At 72.9% G+C, this 14,046-nt stretch carries 12 protein-coding genes; 4 read left to right on the top strand and 8 right to left on the bottom strand.

Translation table 11 applies throughout. From position 1 onward, the window contains the following. Positions 1–15: 15 nt before the first annotated feature. Positions 16–1,596: an aldehyde dehydrogenase family protein gene (locus KSK32_RS20960; protein ID WP_216932730.1), complete on the top strand. Its 1,581-nt coding sequence runs from the start codon at positions 16–18 to the stop codon at positions 1,594–1,596. 176 nt (positions 1,597–1,772) lie between these two features. On the opposite strand, the gene KSK32_RS20955 is transcribed toward KSK32_RS20960, so the two are convergent. Beyond that, complete coding sequence (locus tag KSK32_RS20955) at positions 1,773–2,861, bottom strand: GNAT family N-acetyltransferase (protein ID WP_216932729.1); 1,089 nt, start codon at positions 2,859–2,861, stop codon at positions 1,773–1,775. Positions 2,862–2,941: 80 nt separating this feature from the next. After that, on the bottom strand, positions 2,942–3,646 hold the full coding sequence (locus KSK32_RS20950) for an amino acid-binding protein (RefSeq protein WP_216932728.1): 705 nt from the start codon (positions 3,644–3,646) through the stop codon (positions 2,942–2,944). 151 nt (positions 3,647–3,797) lie between these two features. On the opposite strand from KSK32_RS20950, the gene KSK32_RS20945 reads away from it, so the two are divergent. Both KSK32_RS20945 and KSK32_RS20940 read left to right on the top strand, forming a co-directional pair. Then, positions 3,798–4,871, top strand: a complete 1,074-nt coding sequence (locus KSK32_RS20945; protein WP_216932727.1) for a phosphotransferase family protein — start codon at positions 3,798–3,800, stop codon at positions 4,869–4,871. Then, complete coding sequence (locus KSK32_RS20940) at positions 4,872–6,083, top strand: acyl-CoA dehydrogenase family protein (RefSeq protein WP_216932726.1); 1,212 nt, start codon at positions 4,872–4,874, stop codon at positions 6,081–6,083. A gap of 21 nt (positions 6,084–6,104) precedes the next feature. Here KSK32_RS20940 and KSK32_RS20935 read toward each other — a convergent pair whose 3' ends face one another. The 6 genes from KSK32_RS20935 to KSK32_RS20910 all read right to left on the bottom strand — a co-directional run bounded on the left by KSK32_RS20935 (position 6,105) and on the right by KSK32_RS20910 (position 12,906). Then, the gene (locus tag KSK32_RS20935) at positions 6,105–7,151 is read right to left on the bottom strand and encodes a LacI family DNA-binding transcriptional regulator (protein WP_216932725.1); all 1,047 of its coding nucleotides are present in this window, start codon (positions 7,149–7,151) and stop codon (positions 6,105–6,107) included. 82 nt (positions 7,152–7,233) lie between these two features. Beyond that, on the bottom strand, positions 7,234–8,667 hold the full coding sequence (locus KSK32_RS20930; protein ID WP_216932724.1) for a GH1 family beta-glucosidase: 1,434 nt from the start codon (positions 8,665–8,667) through the stop codon (positions 7,234–7,236). After that, the gene (locus KSK32_RS20925; protein ID WP_196806780.1) at positions 8,664–9,464 is read right to left on the bottom strand and encodes a carbohydrate ABC transporter permease; all 801 of its coding nucleotides are present in this window, start codon (positions 9,462–9,464) and stop codon (positions 8,664–8,666) included. The genes KSK32_RS20930 and KSK32_RS20925 overlap by 4 nt, the downstream gene beginning before the upstream one ends. Before the next feature lie 105 nt (positions 9,465–9,569). Further along, the gene (locus KSK32_RS20920; RefSeq protein WP_216932723.1) at positions 9,570–10,550 is read right to left on the bottom strand and encodes a carbohydrate ABC transporter permease; all 981 of its coding nucleotides are present in this window, start codon (positions 10,548–10,550) and stop codon (positions 9,570–9,572) included. 119 nt (positions 10,551–10,669) lie between these two features. Further along, positions 10,670–11,989, bottom strand: coding sequence for an ABC transporter substrate-binding protein (locus tag KSK32_RS20915; RefSeq protein WP_216932722.1), 1,320 nt, complete (start codon positions 11,987–11,989; stop codon positions 10,670–10,672). Between the two features lie 371 nt (positions 11,990–12,360). Beyond that, positions 12,361–12,906 carry a plasmid pRiA4b ORF-3 family protein gene (locus KSK32_RS20910; protein WP_216932721.1) on the bottom strand — a complete coding sequence of 182 codons (546 nt, stop codon included), beginning with the start codon at positions 12,904–12,906 and terminating at the stop codon, positions 12,361–12,363. A gap of 150 nt (positions 12,907–13,056) precedes the next feature. On the opposite strand from KSK32_RS20910, the gene KSK32_RS20905 reads away from it, so the two are divergent. Continuing rightward, positions 13,057–13,914: a pyrimidine reductase family protein gene (locus KSK32_RS20905; RefSeq protein WP_216932720.1), complete on the top strand. Its 858-nt coding sequence runs from the start codon at positions 13,057–13,059 to the stop codon at positions 13,912–13,914. Positions 13,915–14,046: the final 132 nt, after the last annotated feature.

The raw sequence follows: 14,046 nt of genomic DNA, 5'->3' as shown, positions 1-14,046 counted from the left end.
ACTGAGGAGATCGCGATGGCTCTACGACTCGCCGAGGGCACCTCCTGGTCCGACACGCTCGCCCGCGCGGTGGCCGCCACGCCCGAGGCGTTCGGCACCGGCCCCGACGGCACGGGTGACACCGGCGTCCCCACCCTGCACAACCTCGTCCAGGGTGACTGGCGCGCGCTCGGCACGCCCACCGCCGTGCGCACCCCGGTCGACAACACCGTGCTGGTCCACCTGGCCCGGCTCGACGCCGACACGGCCCGCGCCGCCGTGGCCCACGCCGCCGACGCGCACCGGGAGTGGGCGCAGACCCCACTGGCCGAGCGCATCGCCCGGGTGACCGACGCACTCGACGCGCTCACCGGGCACCGCGACCTGCTCGCCCTGCTGCTGGTCTGGGAGATCGGCAAGCCGTGGCGGCTGGCCTGCGCCGACGTGGACCGGGCACTGGACGGCGTGCGCTGGTACGTGCAGGAGATCGAGCGGATGCTCGCCGACGGCCGGGAGCCGCTGCCCGGCCCGGTCAGCAACATCGCCTCCTGGAACTACCCGATGAGCGTGCTGGTGCACGCCGAGCTCGTGCAGTTGCTCGCCGGCAACGCGGTGATCGCCAAGACCCCGTCGCAGGGCGGCGCGGTCTGCCTCACCGTCGCGCACGCGCTGATGCGCCGCGCCGGGCTGCCCGCCACGCTGCTGTCCGGCAGCGGCGAGGAACTGTCCGAGGTGCTCGTCCGCGCGCCGGAGATCGGCGCGGTGGCGTTCGTCGGCGGGCGCTCCAACGGCGGCAAGGTGGCCGCCGCGCTGCTCGACTGCGACAAGCGGCACTTCATCGAGCAGGAGGGCCTCAACGCCTGGGGCATCTGGAACTTCTCCCAGTGGGACTCGCTCGCCGCGCACCTGCGCAAGGGCTTCGAGTACGGCAAGCAGCGCTGCACCGCGTACCCCCGGTTCGTGGTCCAGCGCGACCTGGTCGACGAGTTCCTCGACATGTACCTGCCGGTCGTCCGCTCGATCCGGTTCGGCCACCCGCTCGCCGTCGGCGACGACTGGTCGGCCGGCGACCCGCTGCCCGAACTGGACTTCGGGCCGCTGATCAGCGCCGCGAAGGCCGACGAGCTGCGGCGCAAGGTCGACGAGGCGGTACGCGGCGGCGCCGTGCCGCTGCACCGCGGCAAGCTGGACGGCGCCCCGTTCCTGGACGGGCAGGACACGTCCGCGTACGTCGCCCCGGCCGTGCTGCTGGCCCCGCCCGGCCGGTCCCGCCTCATGCACGCCGAGCCGTTCGGCCCGGTCGACACGATCGTCGTGGTGGACACCACCGACGAGCTGCTGGCCCAGATGAACGCCTCCAACGGCGCGCTCGTCGCGTCGCTCGCGTGCGACGACGAGGAGTTCGCCGGCAAGCTGGCGGTGGACCTGCAGGCGTTCAAGGTGGGCATCAACAAGCCGCGGTCCCGGGGCGACCGGGACGAGCCGTTCGGCGGCCGCGGCGCGTCCTGGAAGGGCGCGTTCGTCGGCGGCGACCTGCTCGTGCAGGCGGTCACCGTGGGCGGTGACGGCCGGCTCTACGGCAACTTCCCCGACTACAGCAGCTACCCGGCCACCTGATCGCGCGCAGACGGGCGGGGCCCCCGCATCGGGAGCCCCGCCGTGTCACCGTCCTCCGTATCGGAGGTCGGCCCCTGTGGCGCGTGACCGCGCCGGTTGCGGCCGCCGGGCCGTACCCCTCGGATGTGCCGCGCCGTTGCGGCGCACCTGCGGGGTCCGGCCGGTCGGCCGTCAGCTCACCTCGGCCGCTGCGCCGGCACGGTCGCCCCGGCCCGCGCGGCCGGCTCGACCACCGGCCGTGGGGCCAGCGGCAGCGCCGCGGTCAGCACGCTGCCGTCACGTTCCATCGCCACCGGCCGGTCCAGCCGGCGCAGCGTCCGCAGCATCGGCGTGTTCTCGGACTGGACGTGCAGCAGCACGGCCGCGTATCCGGCCCGGTCGGCGTGGCCGACCAGGCGGCGCAGCAGCGCCGAGCCGACGCCGCGGCGCTGCCAGTCGTCGCGGACCAGCAGCGCCGCCTCCGCCTCGTCGCCCTCGCCGAGCAGGTTCGCCATCGCCACGACCGGCTCCGCCGCCCCGCCGGAGCCCGCCGTGGCGAGCAGGGTCACGCCCCGGGCCGGCTCCAGCAGCCGCCGCAGCCGGGCCGGCGACGGGTCCGCCGCCCCGCTCAGGTAGCGCCGCTGCCGGCTGCGCGCCGAGCAGGCGGCGTGCAGGTCGCGTACGCCGGGGACGTCCTCGGCGGTCGCGGCCCGCACCGACACCTCCCCGCCGTCCGGCAGCACCAGCGTGATCCGGTCGGCGTCCCGCCGGGCCAGCGTCGCCGCCAGCTCGACCAGGGCCTGGGCGCGGGCGTACTCGGCCGGGGTGAAGCTGGGCTCCCGGCGGTGCAGCTCGTGGGCGCCGCCGGCCGGGTCGGCGAGCACCATCGTGGTGCCGCCCACCCCGCCCGGCGCGGCGGCGGGTGTCGGACGCCAGGTCACCGTGTCGGCGCCGAGCAGCGTCCGCAGCACCTCGCCGGTCGCCTCCGGGTCGCGGACCAGCCGCCCGGCGAGCCCGAGCAGCCGGGTCGGCTCGTCGGCCAGCCCGCGCGCCCCGCTGCGCGCGATCCAGCAGTCCCGGCCCCGGCCCCGCTCCACGGCGGCCCGCAGCTCCGCCTCGGTCACCTGCTCGGGCGCGTCGACCAGGAAGTCGTCGACCGCGCCGGCCTCGGTGGTGTGCACCTGCACGCTGAGGATGTTGACCCCGCGCAACGCGAGGCTCGCCGTGAGCACCGACAGGTAGCCCGGCCGGTCGTCCACGGTGGCTCGGATCCGCCACAGCGCCATGGTTGTCTCCCTTCCTCGGCACCGACCATGCCGTCCGCCTGTTGCGGGCCCGTTGCCCCGGGGTGACGCGGGCCGTCCGGTCAGGTGACGGTGGTCACGGGCGGCGTGCCGACCAGGTCCAGCCGGTCGCCGAGGATCACCGCGCAGGCGCGGACGAGCTGGGCGAGCCGGTCCACCTCGGTGGAGTGGAACCCGGCGGCGGCGAGCGGCTCGCTGTGGTCGCGGGCGACCACGAGCACCAGCCCGGCCCGCCCGAACGGCGCCACCGCGTAGTGGTGCCCGTCCGGGCTGGTCATGGCGCGCGCCCGCAGCGGGGTCACCTCCGGCAGGCGCGGCGGCGACGGCGCCCGCCAGCTCGCGTGCCCGATCGCGGCCACACCGGCCTCGCCGCCACGCGAGGCCCAGTCCAGGGGTACGACGGCGGCCACCGCCCAGTCCGCGGCGAGCAGCCCCGGCACCGCGTCGACCAGCGTGGCCACCCCGTCGACCGGGTTCGCCGCCACCTGGGCGAGCAGTTCGGCGTCCTGACCGGTGGTGGTGGGTGCGCCGATCGCCCGCCACACGCCGTCCACCCGGACGCCGGGGATCGCTGCCAGCCCGGCGAGCATCCGCTCCACCCGCGCCGCACCCGGCCACACCACAGTGAAGTCGTCCACCGCCCGGCCGCCGAGCCGTTCCAGCACCACCACCTGCACGATGTCCGCGCCGGAGACGCCGAGTGTCCGGGCCACCTGGCCGAGCGTGCCCGGACGGTCCGGCAGGGTCACCCGAACTCTCAGCAGCATGTCTGATCCCCTCCGCTCGGCGGGCCGGCCGAGCGGCCGGCAGGCTGGGGCCCAGCCTGCCGGTTGACCATTTCGCCCCTGTTGCAGGGGCATGTCCCGCCGGGAAAACCCCCACCTTGACAACAAAGCTGAGCTGCCATCAACTAATCGGATGACCGATCCGGCCGCCGATGTCGCCGTGCCCTCGACCGGTCCGGCCCCGCGCGGGCTCGACCTCGACCGGCTCGCCGCCCACCTGGCCGTCCACCGGCCGGACCTGAGCGGGCCGCTGTCGGCACGGTTGATCGCCGGCGGCAAGTCCAACCTCACCTACCTGCTGCGCGCCGGTGACCGCGAGGTGGTGCTGCGCCGGCCACCACTCGGGCACGTCCTGGCCACCGCGCACGACATGGCCCGGGAGCACCGGGTGATCTCGGCGCTCGCGCCGACCGGCGTACCGGTGCCGGAGGCGCTGCTGCTCTGCGCCGACGAGAGCGTCATCGGCGCGCCGTTCTACCTGATGGCGAAGGTCGACGGCGAGGTCTACCGGCGGCGGGAGCAGACCGACGCGCTCACCGCTGCGCAACGGCGCGACCTCGCCCTGGCGATGATGGACACGCTCGCCACGCTGCACCTGGTCGAACCGGCCGAGGTGGGGCTGGCCGACTTCGGCCGCCCGGAGGGCTACCTGGCCCGGCAGGTGCGCCGCTGGGGCGGCCAGCTCGACCGGTCCCGCAGCCGGGCGCTGCCCGGCATCGACGAGCTGCGCGACGCGCTGGCCGCCAGCGTGCCCGAGGGCGCGAACGCGGGCCGGATCGTGCACGGCGACTACCGGCTGGACAACCTGCTCGCCACCGTCGACCCGGTGGCGGTACGGGCCGTGCTCGACTGGGAGATGGCCACGCTCGGCGACCCGCTGGCCGACCTCGGGCTGCTGCTGACGTACTGGGACGTGCTCGGCGACAGCGACCACGGCGACGGCAACCCGGTGGCCGACGGCATCGGGCCACGCGCCGGTTTCCCGACCGGCGCCGAACTGATCGAGCGGTACGCCGGGCGGGCCGACGTCGACGTCGGCCCGCTGCACTGGCACGTGGCACTCGGCTGTTTCAAGCTCGCGGTGATCTGCGAGGGCATCCACTACCGGCACACGCTCGGGCAGACGCTGGGCGAGGGTTTCGACCGGATCGGCGACATGGTGGCGCCGCTCGTGGCACACGGGCTGCGCGCGGTGAGGGAGAGCTAGATGGAGTTCGCGTACGACGACAGGACGGTCGAGCTGCGGCAACGGCTGGAGGCGTTCCTCACCGAGTGCGTGTACCCGGCCGAGCCGGTGCACCACGAGCAGGTGGCCGCCGCCGGAGATCCGTGGGCCCGCCCGCCGGTGATGGAGGAGCTGAAGGCGCAGGCGCGGGAGCGCGGGCTGTGGAACCTGTTCCTGCCCGACGCCCGCTACGGCGCCGGGCTGACCAACCTCCAGTACGCGCCGCTGGCCGAGCTGACCGGCCGCAGCCCGCACCTGGCCCCGGAGGCGCTCAACTGCGCCGCACCGGACACCGGCAACATGGAGCTGCTGGCCGAGTTCGGCTCCGAGGCGCAGCGCAAGCAGTGGCTCATGCCGCTGCTGGCCGGCGAGATCAGGTCCGCGTTCTGCATGACCGAGCCGGAGGTGGCCTCCTCGGACGCGACGAACATCGCCACCCGGATCACCCGCGACGGCGACCACTACGTGATCAACGGCCGCAAGTGGTGGTCGTCCGGGGCGATGGACCCGCGCTGCGAGATCTTCATCGTGATGGGCAAGACCGACCCGGACGCCGACCGGCACCGCCAGCAGAGCATGATCCTGGTCCCCCGGGACACCCCCGGCGTGACGGTACGGCGCGGGATGCGGGTCTTCGGCTACAGCGACGCCCCGCACGGCGGCCACGCCGAGATCGACTTCTCAGACGTACGGGTGCCGGTGGACAACCTCGTCGGCGAGGAGGGCACCGGGTTCGCCATCGCCCAGGCCCGGCTCGGCCCCGGCCGGATCCACCACTGCATGCGCCTGGTCGGCATGGCCGAACGGGCCCTGGAGCTGCTCTGCCGGCGTGTGCTCGACCGGATCGCGTTCGGCCGCCCGCTCGCCGAGCAGGGCGTGGTCCGCGAGTGGATCGCCGAGTCGCGGGTCCGGATCGAGCAGGCCCGCCTGCTGGTGCTCAAGACCGCGTGGCTGATGGACACCGTCGGCAACAAGGGCGCGCACACCGAGATCCAGGCCATCAAGATCGCCACGCCGCTGATGGCCGAGTGGGTGATCGACAAGGCCATCCAGGCGTACGGCGGAGCCGGGGTAAGCCAGGACACCCCGCTGGCCGAGCTGTGGGCGGGGGCCCGCACGCTGCGCCTGGCCGACGGCCCCGACGAGGTGCACCGCGCCTCGCTGGCCCGCCGGGAGCTGCGCCGCTGGTCCTGACGGGCTCCCCCGCCGGACGGGTCAGGCGGAGGCCCGGTGGATGAGTTCGGTGTCCAGCAGCACGTGCGGGGAGGGAACATCCTCGCCGCGGATGCGGGACACCAGCAGCCGGGCCATCTGCCGGCCCATCTCCTCCACCGGCTGGAACACGGTGGTCAGCGGCGGCTCGGCCTGACGCGCGATCGGGGCGTCGTCGAAGCCGATCACCGCCACGTCCTCGGGCACCCGGCGGCCGGCCTCGCGCAACGCGCGCAGCGCGCCGAAGGCCATCAGGTCGGAGGCCACGAACACGGCGTCCAGCTCCGGGCAGACGTCGAGCAGCCGGCGCATGGCCGCGGTGCCGCTGCCCTCGCTGAAGTCCCCGTACGCGATCAGGCCCGGGTCGACCCGGCCGCCGGCCGCGCGCACGGCCTCCTGGTAGCCGGAGAGCCGGGCCAGGCCGGCGCCCATGTCCTGCGGGCCCGCGATGGTCGCGATCCGCCGGCGGCCCTGGCGGAACAGGTGCTCCACCGCCTGCCGCGCACCGCCGACGTTGTCCATGTCGACGAACCACGCCGGCTGCGCGTTCGGGTGCAGCATCCGCGCCGGACGGCCGCCGAGCACAGCCGGCAGGCCGCGCTCCTCCAGCAGCGTGGGCAGCGGGTCGGCGTCGTGCAGCGACAGCAGGAGTACGCCGTCCACGTGCTGGTTGGTCAGGTGGTGCTCGACCCGTTCCCGCTCGATCGGCGACTGCACCATGGCCAGCCAGAGCTGCATCGGCGTCTCCACCAGCCCCGAGCTGACGCCCCGGACGATGGCCGCGAAGAACGGCTCGGTGAAGACCCGCTCCCCCGACTCGGAGACGACCAGGGCCACCGAGTCGGTCCGCTGGGTGACCAGCGCACGGGCGGCGCGGTTCGGCACGTACCCCAGTTCGGCGATGGCCTGCTGGACGGCGGCCCGGGCCTCCGGGCTGACCTGCGGCGAGCCGTTGACCACGCGGGAGACCGTGCCGCGCCCGACGCCGGCGCGGGCCGCGACCGCGTCGAGGGTCGGACGCCCGAGCGAGCGGGTGCGCTGCGTTGTCATCGTTGTGCTCCTCCGACGGTCGGGCGGGCCCGGCACCGATTGAGGCGTCGGCGCCGGGCCGCCCGTTACTGGCTGGCCCAGCTTATTGTGCGGGCAGACCGTTGCGTCGGATCACGTCGGCGTACCACCTGGCGCTGGACTTCGCGATCCGGGCCTGGTTGTCGTAGTCGACATAGACCATGCCGAACCGCTTCGTGTAGCCCCAGGCCCACTCGAAGTTGTCCAGGAGCGACCAGGCGAAGTAGCCCTTGAGCGGCACGCCGGCCTCGATCGCGGCGTGCGCCGCGCGCAGGTGCGCGGCGAAGAAGGCCAGCCGGTCCGGGTCGTCCACCCGGCCGTCGACGAGTTCGTCGACGAACGCCGACCCGTTCTCGGTGACGTAGAGCGGCAGGTCGGTGTACTCCCGGTGGACTCGCTCCAGCGTCTCCACCAGGCCCGGGGCGTCGATCTCCCAGTTCATGTCCGTCACCGGGACACCGCGGGTGACGAACCGGACGTCCTCGCTGCCCGGCCAGCAGGACGGCGCCCGCCAGTAGGGCTCCGGCTCCGCGCCCTCGACCGGCGCGGCCACCACGTGCCGGCTGTAGTAGTTGATCCCGACCATGTCCAGCGGCGTGGAGATGGTCGCCAGGTCACCGTCGCGCACGTGCCCCATGTCGGTGACCTGACGCAGGTCCGCGACGAGGTCCGCCGGGTACACGCCGCGCAGCACCGGGTCGAGGAAGAACCGGTTCGCCAGCGCGTCGATCCGGCGGGCCGCGTCGGCATCCGCCGCCGACCCGGTCGCCGGGGTCACCGGGTACAGGTTGACGGTGATGCCGAGCTGCGCCTCCGGGCGGGCCGCCCGGACCGCCTGCACGGCCAGGCCGTGCCCGAGCATCAGGTGGTGCCCGGCCCGGACCGCGTCCGCGCCGTCGGAGCGGCCCGGCGCGTGCACGCCGGAACCGTAGCCGAGGAACGCCGAGCACCACGGCTCGTTCAGCGTGGTGAAGTACTTCACCCGGTCACCGAGCGCCTCGGCGACCAGGTGGGCGTACTCGGCGAAGCGGCCGGCGGTGTCCCGGGCCGGCCAGCCGCCCGCATCCTCCAGCGGCTGCGGCATGTCCCAGTGGTAGAGCGTCAGCCAGGGCTCGATGCCGTGGCCGAGCAGTTCGTCGACCAGCCGGCGGTAGAAGTCCATGCCCCCCTGGTTGATCCCGCCGGTGCCGCCCGGCTGCACCCGCGGCCAGCTCACCGAGAAGCGGTACGACCGCAGGCCCAGGTCGGCCATCAGGCGCACGTCGTCCGGCATCCGGTGGTAGTGGTCGCACGCCACGTCGCCGGTGTGCCCGGCCACCGTCCGGCCCTCGGTGTGGCTGAAGGTGTCCCAGATCGACGGGGTACGGCCGCCCTCAGTCGCCGCGCCCTCGATCTGGTACGCGGCGGTGGCCGCGCCCCAGAGGAAGCCGGGCGGGAAGGAGAGGGCCGGACCGGCGTCGAGGACGCCGACGGCGGGCGGGCTTGCTGGGTTGCTCACGACTTGACGGCGCCTTCCATGATGCCGCCGATGATCTGGCGGCCGAACAGAACGAACACGACGAACAGGGGCAGGGTCGCGATCAACGTACCGGCGAAGATCTGCGAGTTGTCGGCGAAGTAGGCGGTGTTGAGGCTGCGCAGCGAGATCTGGACGGTCGGGTTGGACGGGTCCGCCAGCACCACGAACGGCCAGAAGAACTGGTTCCACTGCTCCATGAAGGTCAGCAGGCCCAGCACCGCGGCGGCCGGACGCAGCGCGGGTGCCACCACGTGCCAGTACACCCGCCAGGTGGAGCAGCCGTCCACCCGGGCGGCCTCGATCAACTCGTTCGGTACCGCCTGCTCGGCGTACTGGCGCATCATGAAGATGCCGAAGCCGCCGATCAGGAACGGGACGGTCACCGACGGCATGGTGTTCAGCCAGTCGAGCTTCGCCATCAGGATGTAGAGCGGCAGCACGCCGAGCTGGATCGGCACCATCATCGAGGTGAGGATGATCAGCAGCAGCGCGTTCTTGCCCCGGAAGCGCAGCTTGGCGAACGCGAAGCCGGCCAGCGAGCCGAAGAACACGGTCGCGACGGTGATCGTCCCGGAGACCAGGAACGAGTTCATCAGGCCCTTGACGATGTTGGCGTCGCTGTTGGCGAGCACCCGCTCGATGTTCTCGCCGAGATTGCCGCCGGGCAGGAACGGCGGCGGCCAGGAGTTGGCCGCGTCGTTCGTCCGGCTGGCGATCACGATCATCCAGTAGAACGGGAACAGGGACAGCAGCACGCCGAAGATCAGGCCGATCATGGTGAGCGGGCTGGCCTTCCAGAGCCGCTCGGCCCGGTGGGCGGTCTTCACCGGCGGGCTCTGCCGGGTGGGCGGGCGGACGGCGGTGGTCGTCATCTCGTCACCTCACTTGTCGGAGCTGATGCGGCGGGCGAGCAGGTAGTTGATCGCCGACATCAACGCGATGAGCACGAAGAGCACGAGCGCGACCGCCCCGGCGTAGCCCCACCGGAAGCGCTGGTTCATCACGTCGAGCAGGTACATCGTGATGGTCTGGAACTGCCCCTCCGAACCACCGGAGAGACCGCCCGAGCCGCTGGTGAACAGCAGGGGCTCGGTGAACAGCTGGAGGCCGCCGATGGTGGAGATGATCAGCGTGAAGATGATCGTGGGACGCAGCTGCGGCACCGTGATGGACCAGAACTGGCGCCGCCGGGAGGCGCCGTCCAGCGCCGCGGCCTCGTACATGTCCTTGCTGATCGACTGCATGGCGGCCAGGTAGATCAGCGCGTTGTAGCCGACCCAGCGCCAGTCGACCATGGTGGAGATGGCGAACCAGGAGGCGAAGCGGTTCGCCCGCCAGTCGATCGGGTCCAGGCCGACGCTGTCGAGCAGCCAGTTGACCAGGCCGAAGTCCTTGGCGTAGATCATCGAGAAGATCAGCGCGACCACTGCGGTCGAGGTGATGATCGGCATCGCGATGGCCATCCGGAAGAACGTCTGCGCGCGCAGCTTCCGGTTCAGCGCGTTGGCGAGCATCAGCGCCAGCAGCAGCTGGGGCACCGTGGAGAGCAGGAACATGCCGAACGTGTTGACCACCGCGTTCCAGAACTGCGGGTCCTCGGTGATCAGTTCGACGAAGTTGTCCATCCCGACGAAGGAGATCGTCGAGTTCAGCGGCGACCGGTCGGTCAGCGCGATCCAGACCGTGTACGCGATCGGGTACACGCCGAACACGGCGAAGATCACGAAGAACGGCAGGACGTACAGGTACGGCGAGTACTTCAGGTCCAGGCGCGTCAGTGAGGCGGCACGGCGGCGCGTGTGACGGGCGGCCCGCGGCGGGCCGGGTTCGGGCGGCGCCGCGGCGTGCAGGTCGAGGCTCATGGGGAGTCCTTCTCCTCGGCCGGTGTCACCCGCCACACGGGCGACGCCGGACTCTGCGGGCACCGCGGGTGGCGCCGGCAGCCTGGGCTGCCGACGCCACCCGCGGGCGGCTCAACCGGTCACTTACCGGCGGCCGCACCGTTCTTCAGGGCCGTCTGCCACTGCTCTTCGGCCGACTTGCCCTGCTCCACGGCGCGCAGGCTGTTCTCCACCGCGGTGCGGACCGCGTTGTTCTTCGGGCCGAGGTAGACCGGCTTCAGGTCGGTGGCGCCGGCGGCGAAGATCTTGCCGACCGGGGCCTTGCTGAAGTAGTCGTTGGTCGAGTCGGCCACGGCCGGGTCGGTGAGCGCCTGCGGGTTCGAGGGCAGGTTGCCGACCGCCTTGTACGCGCCGATCTGACCCTTGGCGCTGGTCAGGAACTTGGCCAGCTCCGCGGCCTCCTTCTGGTGCTTGCTCGACTTCGGCACGCCGAGGAAGGAGCCGCCCCAGTTGCCACCGGCGCCCGGCGCCTTGGCGATGTCCCACTTGCCGGCCGCCGCGTCACCGGCCTGGCCCTTGATGACACCGGTCATCCAGGCGGGGCAGGCGATGGTGGCGAAGGTGCCGTTCTTGAAGCCGGCGTTCCACTCGTTGGAGAACGACTGGAGGTTGTTGGACAGCCCGGCGGCGATCATCTTGGTGGTGAGGTCGTACGCCGTCTTCACGTCCGGGTTCTGGTCGATGACCATCTTGTTGCTCTTGTCGTAGTACGTGTAGCCGGTGCCCTGGCCGGCGACCTGCATCAGCACGACGTTGTAGAAGTTGGTCGCCGAGTCGACGAACTTGTGCTTCTTGTCGGCGGCGGCGAACTTCTGGCCGGTGGCGATGAACTCGTCCCAGGTCGGCCAGAGCGCGCCGACCTGCTCACGGTCGGTGGGCAGCCCGGCGGCCTTGAACAGGTCGCTGCGGTAACACAGCGCCATCGAGCCCACGTCGGTGCCGAGGCCCAGCACCTTCCCGTCGGGGGTGGTGCCCTGCTCCCACTTCCACGGCAGGAAGTTGCCCTTGAGGTCGTTCGCGCCGTGGTCGGCGAGGTTCACGAACTTGTCGGCCTGGGCGTAGAACTGGACGATGGTGCCCTCTTCCAGGGCCACCACGTCGCCGGCGCCCGAGCCCGCGGTGATCTGCTGGGTGAGGCGGGTGTTGTAGTCACCGAGGCCGAGGCCCTTGCCCCGCTCCTGGATCTTGACGTTCGGGTGCTCCGCTTCGTACTGCTTGTACAGCTCTTCGTAGCCGAAGCCCTGGTCGCCGAAGACGTCGACGACCAGGGTGACCGGGCCGCCGTCGCTGCCGCTGTCGCCGCTGTCCGAGTCGTCGCCGCAGGCGGCGGTGGTGCCGAGCACGACGACGGACGCGAGCGCGATGGCCGCGAAGCGCCGACGACGGATTGGGACGCTCATCCGAGACCCCTCTTTCGGTGGTGAGGCGATATCTGCTGTGGTGGGGGGTGCGTCGCGCGGGCCGGAGCGGGCAGGAGGGAGATCCGCACCACTCTCGGGAGCGCTCCCATGAGGTTGCCGGGAGGTGACAGGGGTGTCAATAGACCGTTGGGAGCGTTCCCATTTCGTTACCGCGCCGACGGTCGGGCCCTGTCCGAGGCCGCTCGGTCAGCAGCGCGGGCGTCGCTTGATCAGCAATGCGGCGGTCGCTTCGGTCAGCGGCGCGGGCGTCGCTTGGTCAGCAGCGCGACGGTCGCTTCGGTCAGCAGCGCGGCGGTCGCTTCGGTCAGCAGCGCGGCGGTCGCTTTGGCAAGCGGCGCGGGGTCGCGCGGTCAGCAGCAGCGGCGCAGCAGGACGGTGGCGCGGTCCGGGTCGAAGGCGGCCGGGTCGAACGCCGCGCCGGCCCACTCCCGCATCGCCACGTGCTCCGGGTGCGCGGGGTCGGCGAGCGCGGCCAGCAGAACCGCGTAACCGGCCGGACCGCCCACGTCCTCCGGCGGGCAGGCCCGCTCCCCGTCCAGGCACAGCGGGTAGCGCTCGTCCGGATCGGCGGCGCAGCAGTCCTCCACCACCAGGTCGTGCTCCCACCAGTCACCGAAGTCGTACGTGTAGCGGAACCTGTCGCCCTTGCCCATGAGCGCGTCCAGCCGGACGTCCAGCTCGTCGCGCAGCGCCAGTTCGCCGCCCGGGTCGGGCTCGCCGTACTGCCGGCCGTCCACGTCGAACGAGTGCAGGTGACAGTCGCGCCAGCCCATCGCGTGCTGGATCACCCGGTGCAGCCGGTCCAGCGTGTAGCCGCCGGGCACCAGCACCCGCCGCCACACCGGCGGCCGGACGCCGGCCAGCGACACCATGAGCTGGAAGATCTGACGCGACACGACGTCCCATCCTTCCTGGGCATAGGCTGCGTGCATGATCTGCCGAGCCTGCCGGGAACGGCGGCACGACGACTGTCCTGGCCGGAAGTGGTGCGACTGCCAGCACCGTACCCCCGAACCCACCCCTCCGGTCACCGGTCCGGCCGGCGAATGAGCGTCGGAACCCCGATCGAACGGATCTGGCCCGCACCCGTCACCGGTGCGCTCACGGATCCGCAGCTCACCGCGCTCTACGGCCGGACCACCGGCCCGCACCTGCGGGTCAACTTCGTGGCCAGCGCCGACGGCGCGGTCACTCTGGACGGCTACTCCGCCGGGCTGTCCGGCGAGCCGGACAAGCGGGTCTTCGGGTTGCTGCGGATGCTCTGCGACGGCCTCGTGGTGGCCGCCGGCACGCTGCGGCACGAGCGCTACCGGGCGGTCCGGCTGAGCCCGGAGCGCCGGGCCTGGCGCCGCGAGCAGGGACTGGCCGAATTCCCGACGCTGGTGGTCGTCTCCGGCTCACTCGATCTCGACCCGGCGCAGGCCGCCTTCGCCGACGCACCGGTCCGGCCGGTGGTGCTCACCCACGGCGAGTCCGTCCCACCGCGCGGGCTGACCGACGTCGCCGACGTGGTCCGCTGCGGCACCGGCCGGGCCGACGCGACCGACCGGGCCGACGGCACCGACCGGGCCGACGACAGCAGGCGGGCCGGCGGCGCCGGGCGGGTCGATCTCGTCGCCGGACTGGCCGAGCTTCGCCGGCGCGGGCTGGACCAGCTGCTCTGCGAGGGCGGCCCGCACCTGTTCGGCGCGCTCACCGCCGCCGACCTGGTCGACGAATTGTGCCTGACGGTGGCGCCGCTGCTCGCCGGCGCCGGTCCGGGCCGGATCACCGCCGGGGACGCCAGCGTCCCGCGTCACCTGCCGCTGCGCCACGTGCTGGCCGCCGCCGACGGGGTGCTGGTGCTGCGTTATGCCCGCGACCTCGCCGAGACGCCGCCCGCCGGCTCCGCCCCCGCCGCCTGACGCGGCACGCGGCACGCGGCACGCGGCACGCGGCACGCGGCACGCGGCACGCGGCACGCGGCACGCGGCACGCGGCACGCGGCACGCGGCACGCGGCACGCGGCACGCGGCACGCGGCACGCGGCACGCGAG

Source organism: Micromonospora sp. WMMB482, assembly GCF_019038635.1.
GTDB lineage: Bacteria > Actinomycetota > Actinomycetes > Mycobacteriales > Micromonosporaceae > Micromonospora > Micromonospora marina.
This window is presented reverse-complemented; position numbering and strand designations above follow the sequence as displayed.

Excerpts from the sequence above, each read along its gene's own strand:
- KSK32_RS20960 (WP_216932730.1), top strand. The coding sequence starts at position 16 with ATGGCTCTACGACTCGCCGAGGGCACCTCCTGGTCCGACACGCTCGCC.
- KSK32_RS20940 (WP_216932726.1), top strand. The coding sequence starts at position 4,872 with ATGGAGTTCGCGTACGACGACAGGACGGTCGAGCTGCGGCAACGGCTG.
- KSK32_RS20905 (WP_216932720.1), top strand. The coding sequence starts at position 13,057 with ATGAGCGTCGGAACCCCGATCGAACGGATCTGGCCCGCACCCGTCACC.
- KSK32_RS20955 (WP_216932729.1), bottom strand. The coding sequence starts at position 2,861 with ATGGCGCTGTGGCGGATCCGAGCCACCGTGGACGACCGGCCGGGCTAC.
- KSK32_RS20945 (WP_216932727.1), top strand. The coding sequence starts at position 3,798 with ATGACCGATCCGGCCGCCGATGTCGCCGTGCCCTCGACCGGTCCGGCC.
- KSK32_RS20915 (WP_216932722.1), bottom strand. The coding sequence starts at position 11,989 with ATGAGCGTCCCAATCCGTCGTCGGCGCTTCGCGGCCATCGCGCTCGCG.
- KSK32_RS20935 (WP_216932725.1), bottom strand. The coding sequence starts at position 7,151 with ATGACAACGCAGCGCACCCGCTCGCTCGGGCGTCCGACCCTCGACGCG.
- KSK32_RS20950 (WP_216932728.1), bottom strand. The coding sequence starts at position 3,646 with ATGCTGCTGAGAGTTCGGGTGACCCTGCCGGACCGTCCGGGCACGCTC.
- KSK32_RS20920 (WP_216932723.1), bottom strand. The coding sequence starts at position 10,550 with ATGAGCCTCGACCTGCACGCCGCGGCGCCGCCCGAACCCGGCCCGCCG.
- KSK32_RS20925 (WP_196806780.1), bottom strand. The coding sequence starts at position 9,464 with ATGATCGGCCTGATCTTCGGCGTGCTGCTGTCCCTGTTCCCGTTCTAC.